Source organism: Corynebacterium sp. CCUG 51687 (assembly GCF_024453995.1).
GTDB classification, from domain to species: Bacteria; Actinomycetota; Actinomycetes; order Mycobacteriales; family Mycobacteriaceae; genus Corynebacterium; species Corynebacterium pseudogenitalium.
Window position 1 is genome coordinate 67,156 of record NZ_JAGPYT010000002.1, and the last position, 13,421, is coordinate 80,576.

Genomic DNA, 13,421 nt, shown 5'->3' on the forward strand with positions numbered 1-13,421 from the left:
GTTATGGCCAAGGCAGATCTGGAGAAGAAGCCCTTCGACGTAGCGGGCATGTTTGACGGCGTCGGCGAGAAGTACGACATCACCAACACCGTGTTGTCCTTCGGGCTGGACAAGTACTGGCGCAGGCGCGCCCGCGAGCGCCTCAACCTGAAGCCGGGGGAGAAGGTGCTCGACCTCGCCGCAGGCACCGCCGTGTCCACCGTGGAGTTGGCGAAGTCCGGCGCGTGGGTCGTCGCCTGCGACTTCTCCCAGGGAATGCTGGCCGCCGGCCGCGACCGCGACGTGCCCAAGGTCGTCGGCGACGCGATGCACCTGCCGTTCGCCGACAACACCTTCGACGCCGTGACCATCTCCTACGGCCTGCGCAACGTCTACGACTTCGAGGCGGGCCTGCGCGAAATGGCGCGCGTGACCAAGCCCGGCGGGCGCCTTCTGGTCAACGAATTTTCGACGCCCATCGTCCCCGGATTCCGCACCCTGTACAAGCAGTACCTGCCGGTGGCGCTGCCGCTGTTGGCGAAGGTGTTCTCCTCCAACGCGGAAGCCTACGAGTACCTTGCCGAATCCATCCGCGCGTGGCCGCACCAAGAAGAGCTGGCTGCCGCCATCAACCACAACGGGTGGGCGGGTGCTGGCTGGCAGGACCTCTCGCTCGGCATTGTGGCGCTGCACAGCGCCGTGAAACCTACAGCGTAGCGTCCCACAGCGGCGCGTTCACCGGCACCGCGCGTCCGGCCGCGCGCCACGCACGCGAAATCAGGTCCGTGTCTTCTTCGGTGACCAGGTTGCCCATCAGGCGTGCCGCCGCCGGCATCAGGTGGCGTCCTGCCACCCCGCGCAGCGCCAGCGGGCCCGCCACCGGTAAGAACTGCGGGTAGGTCAGCAGGCGGGCCGCGGTGCGAGCCAGCGCGAACGCCCGGCCGTATGCCTCCCGCAGGAGCAGCGGCCACGCCAACGTGCAGTCCCTGCCATCCTGCAACAGCTCCACCGCCATGACGGCGGTCTCCATGCCGTAGTCGATGCCCTCGCCGTTCAGCGGGTTCACGCACGCCGCCGCATCCCCGATGAGTACCCAGTTCGGCCCCGCCACGTTCGAGACTGCCCCGCCCATCGGGAGCAGGGCGCTGGTGACCTGCTGCGGCTCGCCCAAGGCCCAGGTGTCACGCTGCTGGTCCGCGTACTGGTGGAGCAGCTTCTTCGTGTTCACGCGCGCCGGGCGGGCATCCGTGGACAGGGCGCCGCAGCCGAGGTTCACCGTGCCGTCGCCGAGCGGAAAGATCCAACCGTAGCCGGGCTGGATGGTGCCGGTGTCGTCGCGAAGCTCCACGTGCGAGTGCATCCACGGCTCCCCGGACAGGGGGGAGGTGCAGTAGGAACGCGCCGCGATACCGAAGACCTCGCCCTTGTGCCACGTACGGCCCAACAGCTTGCCGAACGTCGAACGAACCCCATCCGCCACGATCACCCAGCGGGTGCGCACCTCGCCGCGCGCGGTGTGCACGGACTCGATCAGGCCGTCCGCTCCGAACGCCACGTCCGTTGCTGGGCAGTCCTGCCACACAGTGGCACCCGCGGCCTCGGCCTCCGCGACCAGCGCGGCATCGAAGGTTGCGCGCGGGCTCGCGGAGCCCTCCGTGCCGTAGACGCCGTCCGGCCACGGAGCCGTCACGTCACCCCCGTACCCGTGCAGTCGAAGGCCCTTGTTGCGGTAGGCGGGCAGCACGTGGTCCAGGCCCAGGCGGCGCAGCGTATGTACCGCGCGTGGGGTCAGGCCGTCGCCGCAGGTTTTGTCGCGGCCAGGCGAAGCGGCGTCGAGAAGCAGAGTAGAAAACCCAGCTCTCTGGGCGGCAATGGCCGCCGTGGCCCCCGACGGGCCCGCGCCCACAACTACGCAATCAACAAACTCAGTCACGAGTCCACATTGTGCCAGATAGCGCAGACACACCCCATTACTGCAAAAAATGGAGGGTGTGGACTACGGTTAGTGATGTTAACCGCGCGCAGCACATGCCCCGGGCATGGCGCAATGAGTACTTTAACCTGCAAGGACATCATCGATGACCAACGGCATAACACCGTCACCACGCCATGGATTTCGCATGGACCTAGGCGACGACGCCCTCACCGAGCGTGTTACGAAGGGCATGGGCGACGTTGAAACGCTGCTCAGGGAACGTCTCCAACAAGGTGAAGCGTTCATTACCGACAAAGTGATGCACCTAGCAGTCGCTGGCGGCAAACGCTTCCGTCCACTCGTGGCGCTGCTCTGCAGCGAGTTCGGCCCCAACCCGGGCGCCACCAACGTCATCAAAGGCGCCACCACCACCGAGATGGTGCACCTGGCCACCCTCTACCACGACGACGTCATGGACGAAGCCGAGAAGCGCCGCGGCGTCGACTCCGCCAACATGCGGTGGAACAACACCGTCGCCATCCTTGCCGGCGACATCCTGTTCGCACACGCCTCCCGCCTCATGAGCGAAATCGATACCGACACCGTCGCCCACTTCGCCGACACCTTCCAGGGCCTGGTCACCGGCCAAATGCGCGAGACAGTCGGCGCCCAGGGGGAGGACCCAGTCGAGCACTACCTCAAAGTTATCGACGGCAAAACCGCCGTCCTCATCGCGTCCGCGGCCTACCTCGGCTCGCTGCACTCCGGGGCGTCGCGCGACATCGTCGAGAGCTGCTCCCGAATGGGCAGCGCCATCGGCATGATCTTCCAGATCGTCGACGACATCATCGACATCTACTCCGACAGCGCCCAATCCGGGAAAACCCCAGGCACCGACCTTCGCGAAGGCGTGTTTACCCTGCCCGTGCTGTACGCGCTCGAAGAGGACTCTCCCGCGGCAGAGGAGCTTCGTAGCCTCCTCACCGGCCCACTCGAAAACGACGCCGACGTCGAACGGGCCATCACTCTGCTCGGCCAGACGCAAGGGCGCCAACGCTCCCTCGCCACCGTGCGCGAGTACCTCGACATCGTCGAGCGCGAACTCGACTTCCTTCCCGACGGCCCCGCAAACCAAGCACTGCGGCAGGTCTCCGTGTACGCTATCGAACGCGTCGGATAGCGGTGGGATATGCCCTCTGTGCACGCGATTTGCCTTATCGCGGGTGCGTTGATGTAAAGTAGTCCACGCACTTACGGTGCATGCCAGGTTGTCCGAGTGGCCAAAGGAAGCGGACTGTAAATCCGCCGGCGTACGCCTTCAGAAGTTCGAATCTTCTACCTGGCACCGCAAGCCCGTCTCTCACAGAACGTGAGGGGCGGGCATTTTTCATGTTGTAGTGACGCGTTATAGCGTGCACGAAGAAGGCGTCGAAAAGCTATTGCTACCTGGCGATTTGCGTTCAATGATAGAACCGGGTTAGTCTTTCAAAGGCTTCAACGGAGCGGACACACCAAAACGGTGAGTTCACAACATAGAGGCTGTGCCCCCTTAGCTCAGTCGGCAGAGCGTTTCCATGGTAAGGAAAAGGTCGTCAGTTCGATTCTGACAGGGGGCTCTGTTGTTTGTACAGTCCTTGTGGCGGCAAGCACATGGCGGTGTAGCTCAGTGGTAGAGCAAGCGACTCATAATCGCTGTGTCGCGAGTTCAATTCTCGCCATCGCTACTCACCTCAAAACGGGAAACGCGTTTCCCGTGGTAGGGTTAGGAGCACTGTTCACAGTGTCCTAGGGGCGTGGCGCAATTGGTAGCGCAACGGTCTCCAAAACCGTAGGTTGCAGGTTCGAGTCCTGTCGCCCCTGCCAAAACTTGTAGTTAGAGGAGTTCTTTTGACTAATCCGCAAGAACACAACCCAGCACAGCCCACTGGCAAGCGCCAGCTGCGCGGGGTCTCCTCTGTTTCATCCGCTTCCTACGAAGCGAAGCACACCCCTGCAAAGCCTGAAGAGGACCGCGAAGAGTCCCTCGGCGGCGGCCCAGGCGCGTTCCCGGGCGAAGTCGTCCAGGAAATGCGCAAAGTCATCTGGCCAACCGGAAACCAGATGCTCAACTACACCCTCGTGGTATTCGCGTTCCTCATCGTGCTCACCGCACTCGTGTGGGGGACCGACCGCCTCGGCACCATGTTGATGCAATGGGTATTCATCCGCTAACATGAACAACAAGTGATTGTCCCGCCACCTCAACACCGAGGTACGGCGGGATTAGTTTTTGCCACACCAAGGAGAAACACCATGACCACCGAGCCGGAAAACCTGGAAAACCTGGAAAACGCCGACATCGAAGCAACTGAGCAGGAAACCGAACTGCAAGCCGAAGAGGAAATGGTCGCCGAAGGCGGCGCCGTCACCGAGGCCACCGATCCGGAGTTAGAAGAGGCCACTGCAGAGGCAGAAGAGGCCGTTGAGGCCGTCGAGGAGCCGGTGCAGGAGGGCGACCTCACCGCGGCCGAGTCGCCGCTCGCTGAGGGCGCTGAGGGCGCCGAGGTTTCGCAGGCTTCGGGTGCTTCGGAGGCTGACGATGACTCCGAGTACCGCGCGCGCCTGCGCAAGTACGTCCGCGAGCTGAAGAAGCTGCCGGGCGAGTGGTACATCATCCAGTCCTACTCCGGCTACGAAAACAAGGTGAAGACCAACCTCGACATGCGTATCCAGACGCTCGAGGTGGAGGACTCCATTTACGACGTGGTCGTGCCGATCGAGCAGGCTATCGAGAACAAGGACGGCAAGAAGAAGCTCGTCAAGCGCAAGCTGTTGCCGGGCTACGTCCTGGTCCGTATGGACATGAACGACGCTGCGTGGTCCGTCGTGCGCGAGACCCCGGGCGTAACCAGCTTCGTGGGCAACGAGGGCAACGCTACCCCGGTCAAGCACCGCGACGTGGCGAAGTTCCTGATGCCGAAGGCTGAGCCAGCCACCGGCGAGGACACCAAGCCGAACGCAGAGGGCGAGACCGTCGTCGCGATGCCGGAAGAAGCAGCGCCGAAGAAGATCGACCACGACTACAAGGTCGGCGAAGCCGTCACCATCCTGTCCGGTGCCCTGGCGTCCGTGTCCGCCACCATTTCCGAGATCGACGAGGAGACCGGCAAGATCCAGGCGCTCGTGTCCATCTTCGGCCGCGAAACACCAGTCGAGCTCACCGCTGACCAGATCGAACGCATCATGTAACCGTTTGCGTTTGAGCCTAGTAGGGGCGTAAGGTTGAACGTCGCGTGTGCCGTAAGGCCCGCGACGTTTTTTCGTTCTCCCCGGTGGCTCCGTCAAGCGGGGCATCCGGAAGTGTTCCTGCCGTCATCGTGGCAGGTGGCACTGTACCAAGGAATTGAGGTAATTCGATGGCTAAGAAGAAGGTCACTGGCCTGATCAAACTGCAGATCGAGGCTGGCATGGCAAACCCGGCTCCGCCGGTTGGTCCTGCGCTGGGTGCACACGGCGTGAACATCGTTGAGTTCACCAAGGCATACAACGCTGCAACCGAGTCCATGCGCGGCAACATCATCCCGGTTGAAATCACCGTGTATGAAGACCGCTCCTTTGACTTCATCCTGAAGTCCCCACCGGCTGCATCCCTGCTGTTGAAGGCAGCTGGTCTGAAGAAGGGCTCCGGCGTCCCGCACACCCAGAAGGTTGGCTCTGTCACCTGGGATCAGTGCAAGGAAATCGCCGAGACCAAGAAGAAGGATCTCAACGCCCGCGACATCGAGGCTGGCGCCGCGATCATCGCTGGTACCGCCCGCTCGATGGGCATCACGGTCGAGAAGTAATTCTCACCGTCTGTGGGAGCGCCGGCCAGGCGCGTACCACATTTCCTGACAACACCATTTTCTGAAAGGAAATCAACATGGCTAAGAAGTCCAAGCGCTACAACGAGACGCTGGCAAAGGTCGACCGCGACGCGTTCTACCACCCGCTCGACGCCGTCAAGCTGGCACAGGAGACCTCCTCCAAGAACTACGACGCCACCATCGACGTCGCAATGCGTCTGTCCGTCGACCCTCGCAAGGCTGACCAGCTGGTCCGCGGCACTGTCAACCTGCCACACGGCACCGGTAAGACCGTCCGCGTCGCTGTGTTCGCAGAGGGCGAGAACGCAACCAAGGCTGAGGCTGCAGGCGCTGACATCGTCGGAACCGACGCACTGATCGAGCAGATCAACGCCGGCAACATCGACTTCGACGTCGCAATCGCGACCCCGGACCAGATGGCGAAGGTTGGCCGCGTTGCTCGCGTCCTGGGCCCACGTGGCCTCATGCCGAACCCGAAGACCGGCACCGTCACCACCGACGTCGCGAAGGCGATCGAGGAGACCAAGGGCGGCAAGATCGCGTTCCGCGTGGACAAGGCTTCGAACCTGCACGCGCTGATCGGTAAGGCTTCCTTCACCGCTGAGCAGCTCGCCGAGAACTACGGCGCTCTGCTCGACGAGGTGCTGCGCCTCAAGCCGGCATCTGCGAAGGGCGTGTACTTGAAGAAGGTCACCGTCTCCGCAACGCAGGGCCCTGGCGTCCCAGTGGACACCAACGTTGTGAAGAACTTCGCTAAGAAGGCGTAAGCTTCGGCGTTTTACTACGCAAAACACCCCAGTCGATTCGTCGACTGGGGTGTTTTCTACTCTTGCGTCTTGGTTACTGTTTGGGGCGCGGCACCGAGTAGGTGAAGGTGAACTTCGACAGAATGGCGCCTGTGACCTCAGAGTGTGTCTCCACGTCCGCAACGATGATGGTGCGACCCGCCCTCACGATGGAGGCGGTAGCGATGGCGTCACCCTCCTTGATGTTGGACACCACGTTGCCAGCTACCGAGACAGCGAGCGGGAATACGCCTTCTGGTACCTGCTGCATCGCCAGCCAGGTGCCGCACAAGTCGGCTTGGCCGAACAGCGCCGGGGCCGAGAACATGCCGGCCGGCTGGGCGATTGCCTTGTGCAGCGGCATACCGAGCTTGACCTGGTCCTTGTTGCCGTCGATGGCGTAAACGCGCAAGGTTTGTGCCACGTCTTGGACGCCGCCGTCCTCGCGGTAGAAGTGCGCCCAGCGCTTCTGGAACTCGTTAAGTTCGGCCATTTATTTCAACTCCAGTCCGTCGATATCCATGGATTGGTTGGTGACCCAGTCGGGTTCAGCAACCAGGAGAGAGAACTCTTGGCCATCACGCTGGGTGACGTCCAAGACGTACCGCAGCCCGGCCTCCTCCGCAGCGATGACGCCGTCGGTGTCGCCGACAGGCACAGGCACAATGACGCGCCGACATTCGGGCTGCTGTTTGAACACCTCAGCCACGGTCTCCTTGATTTCCGCGGTAGTCCCAAGGTCCACCACGGTGTCCGTGGTGCCGTACGGGTACGTGTGCTTCAGCGGCGATTTGGTGATGTTGCGGTAGTCGAGCATCGTTTCCGCCTCCTTACTTCTGCGCGTCGGGCTGATTTTGCGATGATACGACGGACTGGCTGGCAGTCTCGGGATTCTCGCCGAACATCGCGCGCACTTCCTGGCGTAGCTGGATCTTGTTGATCTTGCCTGCCGGGTTGCGTGGGATTTCATCCACGTGCACAACGCGGGTTGGCAGCTTGTAACGTGCCAGGTAGTTCGCACAGTGGTCGCGGACTTCTTCCAAGGTGAGTTCCTTGCCGTCCTTGACCTGCAAAACGGCGACGACAGCTTCACCCCAGCGCTCGTCGGGGATACCGATGACGGAGTTAGCCAGGATGTCGTCGTGTTCGGCGAGGACGCGCTCCACCTCGGCGGGGTAGACGTTCTCTCCGCCGGAAATGATCAGGTCCTTGAGGCGGTCGACGATGAAGAAGTATCCGTCCTCGTCGAAGTAGCCAATGTCACCGGAGTGGAACCAGCCACCGGTGTACGCCTTCTGGGTTGCTTCAGGGTTGTTCCAGTAGCCGACGGCAACGTTTGGGCCCTTCACCCACATCTCGCCGGGAACGCCTGGTTCCTTGATGTGCTGCCCGGTTTCGGTGTCCATCAGTTTGACTTCGGTGTGCGCCATGGGGATGCCACAGGAGCCGAGCTTCTCCATGGTCCTGGCCGGTGGGAGGTAGGTGGCAAATGGGGAGGTCTCGGTGAGGCCCCACGCCTGCTGCACGACGGAGTCCTTCTGTTCCCAGTACGTGCGGATCAGCCGCGGTGGCACCGGGGCGCCTGCGCAGATGATGACGCGGAGGCTAGAAAGGTCGGAGTCAGCGAACTCGTCGTGCTGTGCCATTGCCTCGAGCTGTGCCGGCACGAGGAACGCCGAACCGATCTTGTACTGGGCGACGTCCTTGAAGATGCGGGCTGGGTCGAAGGTACGGTGCACCACAACCGAGTTGCCGCGGCCGAAGGCGCGCACCGCGAAGGAGTTCAGCGCGCCGACGTGGAACAGCGGGGCGGACGCGAGCGTCGCGTCGCCGATGCGGCTGTCGATCGCTGTGTCCACGTTGATCTGGTTCCACCACAGGTTGCCGAACGTGATCTGGGCGCCCTTCGGCAGGCCAGTCGTGCCGGATGTGAACAGCAGCAGCGCCAAGTCAGACATGGTGCGTGGCGTCGGCTTTTCCACCGCCACGGTTTCGTACTCGGAGCTTTGCGAGGTCCGCGACCAGTACAGCGGGATATCGCTCTCTGGTGGGGCGGCCTCGTCGTCATCGACGACGAGGACATGGTGGCGCTCCACGCCGTAGATGCGCTTTGCCTCGTCGAGGAACGTGCCCTCCACGATGATGCTGTTCGGGCTGCCCATCGCCAGCAGCTGCGAGACTTCGCCCGCAGCCAGGCGGAAGTTCACAGGCATGAACACTGCGCCGATCCACCAGGACGCGAACATGCCATACATGAAGGAGCTGGAGTTCATACCGAAGTAAGCGACGCGATCGCCCGGATTCACGCCAGCTTCCTTCAGCTGGGCCGCCCAGCGGACTACGGTGTCACGGAACTCACCGTAATTGATTTCTTGGCCTTCGTAGGCCATCGCCAAGCGTTCTGGCTGCCAGTCAGCATGGCGCTGTACTTGGAAGCAAGGGCTGACGTCGAGAGTGTTTGCGTCGTGCTCAACACCGCGAATTAACATAGGTTGTCGCCTCCGGCAGTCTTAGCGAAACCGCGAGCCGCGATTCCGCCATCAATCTTGATCACTTCGCCGGTGATGTTCGCGCCGTCTTTCCTGGACGCCAACAGCACGTACGGCCCGGTGAATGCATAGGGGTCAGTAGAAATGTCGTGGAGTGGTAGGTATGGGTTGCCGCCGTCGCCGCGCTTGTCCATGATGTCGGAGAACTTCCGGTCATCCAGGCCAGCGGACGCGGGGCCGGATAGGTTCGTGCGCATGCCGCCAACGCCGACACCGTTGACACGGATCTTCGGGGCGAGCTCGTACGCCAGCTCAAGCATCATGCCTTCGGCACCGTGCTTGCTTGCGGTGTAGACCGGCCCGCCGCCGGCCGCGTAGGTCGATGCGTTGGACAGCGTGAAGATCAGCGAACCGTTCGACGCTAGCAAGTGACGCCACGTAGCTTCCGCGGTGAGCAGGTAGCCCTTGAGGTTGACGTTCATGACGTCGTCAAAAATGGCGCTCATCTCTTCGCCGTTGAGACGGGTGATGGAACGGTTGTAGTCCCAGATGCCAGCGTTTGCGATGACGGTGTCCAGGGATCCGAACTCCGCCACGGCAGCGTCGACGGCTTTGTGTAGCGAGTGTGTGTCGGTCACGTCCGCCTCGAGCGGCAGGACGTGCTCGCGGCCGATCTCGTCGGCGACGCTTTCGCATCGCTCGAGCGAGATGTCCACAACTGCTACGCGCGCACCTTCTTCAACGAAGCGCTTCGCCAGCGCTGCCCCAAGTCCGGAGCCACCACCAGTAATAAGTACGTGTTGTCCTTGTAGCATGTCGGCCCTTAGAAGAAGGTAGAGATGTTCTTGGAGTTCAGAACGTTGATGTCGAGCAGGATGCGGCGGTCAAAGACCTTCCACTTCGGGCCGTCCTCACCGTCCTTCGCGGGGCGAAGCAGGTCGGTGCGGGTGCCCACAAACTGGTCCTGCTCGCGCTCGAGGCGAGTGCGCCAGACGTAGAAGTTGGTGCGGACCTCGAGCGCCTCGACGGCGTCGGCGCCTTCACCGACGGTGACGTGCCGTGCGATCAGGTTCGTGATCAGGTGGCGCGTACGCGACGGCGGGTCTTCAGCCCACGCCATGCCGGAGTCGAAGCGGCGGATGCGCCACGCTAGCGAGTCGTAGGTTTCGTCGTAGAAGGCCGGGCCGTCCTCGTCCGAAATGGAGAGGGCCTGCTCGCGGCGGAGGCGGTTCGTGCGGGTTGGTGCCCAGTAGAAGAGGTCTTCGTCGAAGTGGGTCAGCCAGTCGACGTAGCGTCCCTCGTCGAGGAGGGCGGCTTCGTCGTAGTACATGTTTTGGAGATCGAAGTAGGTGGTTTGGTCCACTCGCTCCCCGGGGGTCACGTCGTCGCGACGTAGAAAGTCAGTCACGAGTCCATTCCTTTCTTGTAGCTATCGAGCAAGTTTCTTCAGAGGAATCGATGCGTCAGCCAGCTTGTCCTTATCGACGGCAATACCGCGGTCGATGATGCGACGTGCCGCACGAACAGCCATCGAATCTTCGATTGCTGCCGCGCCAACCAGGGCGCCGTTCTCGTCGAGGCGCAACGCGACGGCCGGGCGACCCTCCGCGTCATTGCGGATGATGGTTTCGCCAGGGATAGTCATATCGCCGGTACCCTCAACGTGGACGCCGTAGCGGTCGGACCAGAACCAGGACGCGGAAAGTTTCGGAGACGGGCCGTCGATAATTGAGGCGGCGGCTGTCTTTGCTTCCTGGATTGCGGAGTCCCAGTGCTCGTGGCGGCGAAGTAGCGTGCCATCCTCGAGGCGGGTGCGGGCGCAGTCGCCCACAGCCCAGATGGAGGAGTTCGACGTGCGCTGCTGCTCATCCACCAGGATGCCGTTATCGGTCTCCAGACCAGCGGATTCGGCGAGGACCGTCTCCGGGATGATGCCGATACACAGCAACACAGCGTCAACCGTGACGGCGTCGTGGCCGTCGAGGCCGATGTGGAACCTGCCGTCAGACTCCTCGATGCTGGAGGTCATCGCGTTGATGAACTCCACACCGTTTTCCGCGTGCATGTCGTGGAGGCGCTGCGCCAGCTCAGGGCCGACAGCAGGGACCAGGGATACCGGTGCAGGGTCGATGAGTACCACGTCCGCGCCCAGCTTGCGTGCAGAGGACGCGACCTCTGCACCAACAAGGCCAGCGCCAATGATGCCAAGCTTCTTGCCCGGACCGATCAGCGAGCGCAGCTTGTCAGCGTCCTCAGTAGTGCGCAGCACCACGACGTTGTCGCTGTCGAAGCCCGGCGCACTGCCGCGACGAGCAGTACCACCAGTGGCGATCACGAGGTTGTCGTACGCAACCTCCTCACCGCCCTCCAGCACCAGCTTCTTCGATTGCGCCTCAACGCGCTCAACGGTGGCTTGCTTCAGCACAATGCTGTTTTCCTCGAGCCACTCCGCCGGGCGAAACTCAATCTCAGCGCGCGTCTTCTCGTTGGTCAGGTAGTCCTTGGACAGCGGTGGGCGGTCGTACGGAACACCAAGCGGATCAATGATCGTGATCTCACCGGTGTAACCGTTCCTGCGCAGCTCATCAGCGACGGTAAAGCCGCCGATTCCGCCGCCTACGATCGTCGTGCTGCTCACTTGTCGGCTCCTTCAGCAGGCACGCCTGGGTAGAGCCAGACTTCTTCGCCACGCAGCTCAACCTTGTGCGTGTTGGTGTCCTCGGTCGCTGGCATGCACTGCACCGCGCCAGTCTTCATGCAGAACTGGCTGGAGTGCACCGGACACTCAACCATTGTGCCGTCGACCCAGCCGTCAGACAGGTGAGCGATTTCGTGGGTGCAAATATCGTCGAGGGCGTACACCTCATCGTCTTCGGTGCGGAAGAGTGCAATCGGCTTGTCGTATCCCGACATTTCCTCCGTGACCAGGAAGCCTTCCTCCTGCTCGAGATCGTCCAGGTCAGCAACTTTTACTGGTTCAGCCATGGTAATTCGGTTCCTTTCGAGGGTGTGTTTGGTTTACTTCTCGTGCCAAGCTGGGGTCGACATCAGTTCGCGCCAACGGCGGTACAGCGCACGACCAGCAGCGTCTGAATACAGTTCGGATGTAGTGCCGGGGAATCCTTCACGTTCGCCGACCGTGGCCATACCCATCTGGTAGTTCAGCGGGGTGTTGCCAACCATGAAGCCATGCGCGATGGACTGGCACTCAGACCAGTTCTCGCCGTCGTCCTGCTCGAAGATGCCCGACGGGCCAAAAGTGCGCAGGTTGTACAGGCGCTGCGCGCGAGCCACATCCTCCGGCATCGAACGGTCCAGGACAGTCCATGCCCAAACTTCCATCTTGTTCGGGCCCTTCGGGTGCCAGACGCGGATCGAGCCATTCACCGGAAGGTAGGAGAAGTTCGGGAACACGGTTGCGTGGCCGTTCGTCATCGGGCCCATCACCTGCTCAGGGGAGAGCCGCTCGCGCAAGAAGTCGTAGTCGTAGTACTCGTGGACCGGCTGGGCGTCGAAACGGTTCTTCGGGTGGACTGGGAAGCCCGCGCCGTTGCCGTGGTCGTCGTGGTACTGCACACCGGTGCGCTCCGCGATCTCCTTCTTCGGGCCCTTGCCCGACGGGGACATCACCATCAGCGCAGAGGCATGCGACATGTTGACGTGGTACCAGTCAGTAGCGAACTGCTCCGCTGCCAACTTCCAGTTGCCGTCGAGCACCCACTTAGTGACGCCACCAACGACGTAGGTGCCTTCAGGGTCTCGGTCCATGAATGCGTCGATGTACCAGCGCATATCACCAAGCGCATCCTCGAGCGGCTCGGCGTTCTCGTCCCAGTTCGCGAAGATGAGGCCCTTGTAGGACTCCACGCGTGGCACCGTGACCAGCGGCCAGTCGTCCTGGGAGAAGTTCTCGTCGTACTGCTCCTTGCCAGGAAGGTTGACGAGGTTACCGTCGAGGTCGTACGCCCAGCCGTGGTACGTACAGGTAAACATCTTCGTGCGGCCCTGGTCGGCGCGGCACACGCGGGCACCGCGGTGACGGCAGCTGTTGAGCAGCACGCGGATTTCGCGCTTCTTGTTCATCGTCGCGATGACCGGGTCCTCGCCCATGTACGTCTGGAAGAAATCGCCCGGCTTCTGGAACTGCGACTCGTGGGCGATAAACAGCCAGGAACGGGCAAAAATACGCGACATTTCCTGCTTGTAGACGGCCTCGTCCGTAAAGACTCGACGATCTACCAGGCCACCTTCAGGGTCGACCATGCCACTGACGTCGATGCACTGATCCAATTCTGCCGGCCGCTGTAAGCCGGACTTTGGTGGCGTTGCCATAGGTAACTCCTTCGCACCTAGTGATAGAAAGCACAATTACTTCTGAAGCGTTCTTTGCTTCACACAATTCTTAAGC

General features: G+C 62.1%; 15 protein-coding genes and 4 tRNA genes. 10 read left to right on the top strand and 9 right to left on the bottom strand.

The features are described from left to right. The first annotated feature begins 3 nt into the window (after positions 1 to 3). The gene (locus tag KBX13_RS02390; protein ID WP_071569437.1) at positions 4 to 696 is read left to right on the top strand and encodes a demethylmenaquinone methyltransferase; all 693 of its coding nucleotides are present in this window, start codon (positions 4 to 6) and stop codon (positions 694 to 696) included. Here the strand turns inward: KBX13_RS02390 and KBX13_RS02395 are convergent. Then, positions 686 to 1,912, bottom strand: a complete 1,227-nt coding sequence (locus tag KBX13_RS02395) for a geranylgeranyl reductase family protein (RefSeq protein WP_256020571.1) — start codon at positions 1,910 to 1,912, stop codon at positions 686 to 688. The two genes, KBX13_RS02390 and KBX13_RS02395, sit on opposite strands and share 11 nt — an antisense overlap. Positions 1,913 to 2,057: 145 nt before the next feature. On the opposite strand from KBX13_RS02395, the gene KBX13_RS02400 reads away from it, so the two are divergent. The 9 genes from KBX13_RS02400 to rplA all read left to right on the top strand — a co-directional run bounded on the left by KBX13_RS02400 (position 2,058) and on the right by rplA (position 6,506). Beyond that, positions 2,058 to 3,074, top strand: a complete 1,017-nt coding sequence (locus tag KBX13_RS02400) for a polyprenyl synthetase family protein (protein ID WP_070363146.1) — start codon at positions 2,058 to 2,060, stop codon at positions 3,072 to 3,074. Between the two features lie 82 nt (positions 3,075 to 3,156). Beyond that, positions 3,157 to 3,239: transfer RNA gene (locus tag KBX13_RS02405), tRNA-Tyr, on the top strand. Between the two features lie 198 nt (positions 3,240 to 3,437). Then, positions 3,438 to 3,510 (top strand) — tRNA-Thr (locus tag KBX13_RS02410). Positions 3,511 to 3,546: 36 nt separating this feature from the next. After that, positions 3,547 to 3,618: transfer RNA gene (locus KBX13_RS02415), tRNA-Met, on the top strand. 63 nt (positions 3,619 to 3,681) lie between these two features. Beyond that, positions 3,682 to 3,757: transfer RNA gene (locus tag KBX13_RS02420), tRNA-Trp, on the top strand. A 24-nt stretch (positions 3,758 to 3,781) separates the two neighbouring features. Further along, entirely contained in the window at positions 3,782 to 4,105 is a 324-nt protein-coding gene (gene secE, locus KBX13_RS02425; RefSeq protein ID WP_070477497.1) for a preprotein translocase subunit SecE, read from the top strand. An 81-nt stretch (positions 4,106 to 4,186) separates the two neighbouring features. Continuing rightward, positions 4,187 to 5,122 carry a transcription termination/antitermination protein NusG gene (gene nusG / locus KBX13_RS02430; protein ID WP_256020572.1) on the top strand — a complete coding sequence of 312 codons (936 nt, stop codon included), beginning with the start codon at positions 4,187 to 4,189 and terminating at the stop codon, positions 5,120 to 5,122. A gap of 167 nt (positions 5,123 to 5,289) precedes the next feature. Then, positions 5,290 to 5,718: a 50S ribosomal protein L11 gene (rplK, locus tag KBX13_RS02435; RefSeq protein ID WP_070363143.1), complete on the top strand. Its 429-nt coding sequence runs from the start codon at positions 5,290 to 5,292 to the stop codon at positions 5,716 to 5,718. A 77-nt stretch (positions 5,719 to 5,795) separates the two neighbouring features. Further along, complete coding sequence (gene rplA, locus KBX13_RS02440; protein WP_070477499.1) at positions 5,796 to 6,506, top strand: 50S ribosomal protein L1; 711 nt, start codon at positions 5,796 to 5,798, stop codon at positions 6,504 to 6,506. Between the two features lie 73 nt (positions 6,507 to 6,579). Here rplA and KBX13_RS02445 read toward each other — a convergent pair whose 3' ends face one another. From KBX13_RS02445 to KBX13_RS02480, 8 genes are read right to left on the bottom strand one after another with little or no spacing between them, the layout of a single operon-like run. Further along, complete coding sequence (locus KBX13_RS02445; protein WP_256020574.1) at positions 6,580 to 7,017, bottom strand: PaaI family thioesterase; 438 nt, start codon at positions 7,015 to 7,017, stop codon at positions 6,580 to 6,582. Then, a complete protein-coding gene (locus KBX13_RS02450) occupies positions 7,018 to 7,341 on the bottom strand; it encodes a hypothetical protein (RefSeq protein WP_070363140.1) in 324 nt (107 codons plus the stop codon). It abuts the gene before it with no gap. A gap of 13 nt (positions 7,342 to 7,354) precedes the next feature. Further along, positions 7,355 to 9,013: a long-chain fatty acid--CoA ligase gene (locus KBX13_RS02455; protein WP_070363139.1), complete on the bottom strand. Its 1,659-nt coding sequence runs from the start codon at positions 9,011 to 9,013 to the stop codon at positions 7,355 to 7,357. Beyond that, positions 9,007 to 9,828 (bottom strand): SDR family NAD(P)-dependent oxidoreductase, encoded by an 822-nt coding sequence (locus KBX13_RS02460; protein ID WP_070477503.1) that lies wholly within the window; start codon positions 9,826 to 9,828, stop codon positions 9,007 to 9,009. The genes KBX13_RS02455 and KBX13_RS02460 overlap by 7 nt, the downstream gene beginning before the upstream one ends. Positions 9,829 to 9,836: 8 nt before the next feature. Further along, entirely contained in the window at positions 9,837 to 10,421 is a 585-nt protein-coding gene (locus KBX13_RS02465; RefSeq protein ID WP_070363137.1) for a 3-phenylpropionate/cinnamic acid dioxygenase subunit beta, read from the bottom strand. Between the two features lie 21 nt (positions 10,422 to 10,442). Continuing rightward, positions 10,443 to 11,651, bottom strand: a complete 1,209-nt coding sequence (locus KBX13_RS02470; protein ID WP_256020575.1) for an NAD(P)/FAD-dependent oxidoreductase — start codon at positions 11,649 to 11,651, stop codon at positions 10,443 to 10,445. After that, on the bottom strand, positions 11,648 to 11,998 hold the full coding sequence (locus KBX13_RS02475) for a non-heme iron oxygenase ferredoxin subunit (RefSeq protein WP_070363135.1): 351 nt from the start codon (positions 11,996 to 11,998) through the stop codon (positions 11,648 to 11,650). Before KBX13_RS02475 ends, KBX13_RS02470 begins: the two co-directional genes overlap by 4 nt. Positions 11,999 to 12,031: 33 nt before the next feature. After that, on the bottom strand, positions 12,032 to 13,345 hold the full coding sequence (locus KBX13_RS02480) for an aromatic ring-hydroxylating dioxygenase subunit alpha (RefSeq protein ID WP_070477508.1): 1,314 nt from the start codon (positions 13,343 to 13,345) through the stop codon (positions 12,032 to 12,034). Positions 13,346 to 13,421: the final 76 nt, after the last annotated feature.

What these genes read in the sequence shown, in the direction of transcription:
- KBX13_RS02390 (WP_071569437.1), top strand. Translation starts at nt 4, where the DNA reads ATGGCCAAGGCAGATCTGGAGAAGAAGCCCTTCGACGTAGCGGGCATG.
- KBX13_RS02400 (WP_070363146.1), top strand. Translation starts at nt 2,058, where the DNA reads ATGACCAACGGCATAACACCGTCACCACGCCATGGATTTCGCATGGAC.
- nusG (WP_256020572.1), top strand. Translation starts at nt 4,187, where the DNA reads ATGACCACCGAGCCGGAAAACCTGGAAAACCTGGAAAACGCCGACATC.
- rplK (WP_070363143.1), top strand. Translation starts at nt 5,290, where the DNA reads ATGGCTAAGAAGAAGGTCACTGGCCTGATCAAACTGCAGATCGAGGCT.
- rplA (WP_070477499.1), top strand. Translation starts at nt 5,796, where the DNA reads ATGGCTAAGAAGTCCAAGCGCTACAACGAGACGCTGGCAAAGGTCGAC.
- KBX13_RS02445 (WP_256020574.1), bottom strand. Translation starts at nt 7,017, where the DNA reads ATGGCCGAACTTAACGAGTTCCAGAAGCGCTGGGCGCACTTCTACCGC.
- KBX13_RS02450 (WP_070363140.1), bottom strand. Translation starts at nt 7,341, where the DNA reads ATGCTCGACTACCGCAACATCACCAAATCGCCGCTGAAGCACACGTAC.
- KBX13_RS02455 (WP_070363139.1), bottom strand. Translation starts at nt 9,013, where the DNA reads ATGTTAATTCGCGGTGTTGAGCACGACGCAAACACTCTCGACGTCAGC.
- KBX13_RS02460 (WP_070477503.1), bottom strand. Translation starts at nt 9,828, where the DNA reads ATGCTACAAGGACAACACGTACTTATTACTGGTGGTGGCTCCGGACTT.
- KBX13_RS02475 (WP_070363135.1), bottom strand. Translation starts at nt 11,998, where the DNA reads ATGGCTGAACCAGTAAAAGTTGCTGACCTGGACGATCTCGAGCAGGAG.
- KBX13_RS02480 (WP_070477508.1), bottom strand. Translation starts at nt 13,345, where the DNA reads ATGGCAACGCCACCAAAGTCCGGCTTACAGCGGCCGGCAGAATTGGAT.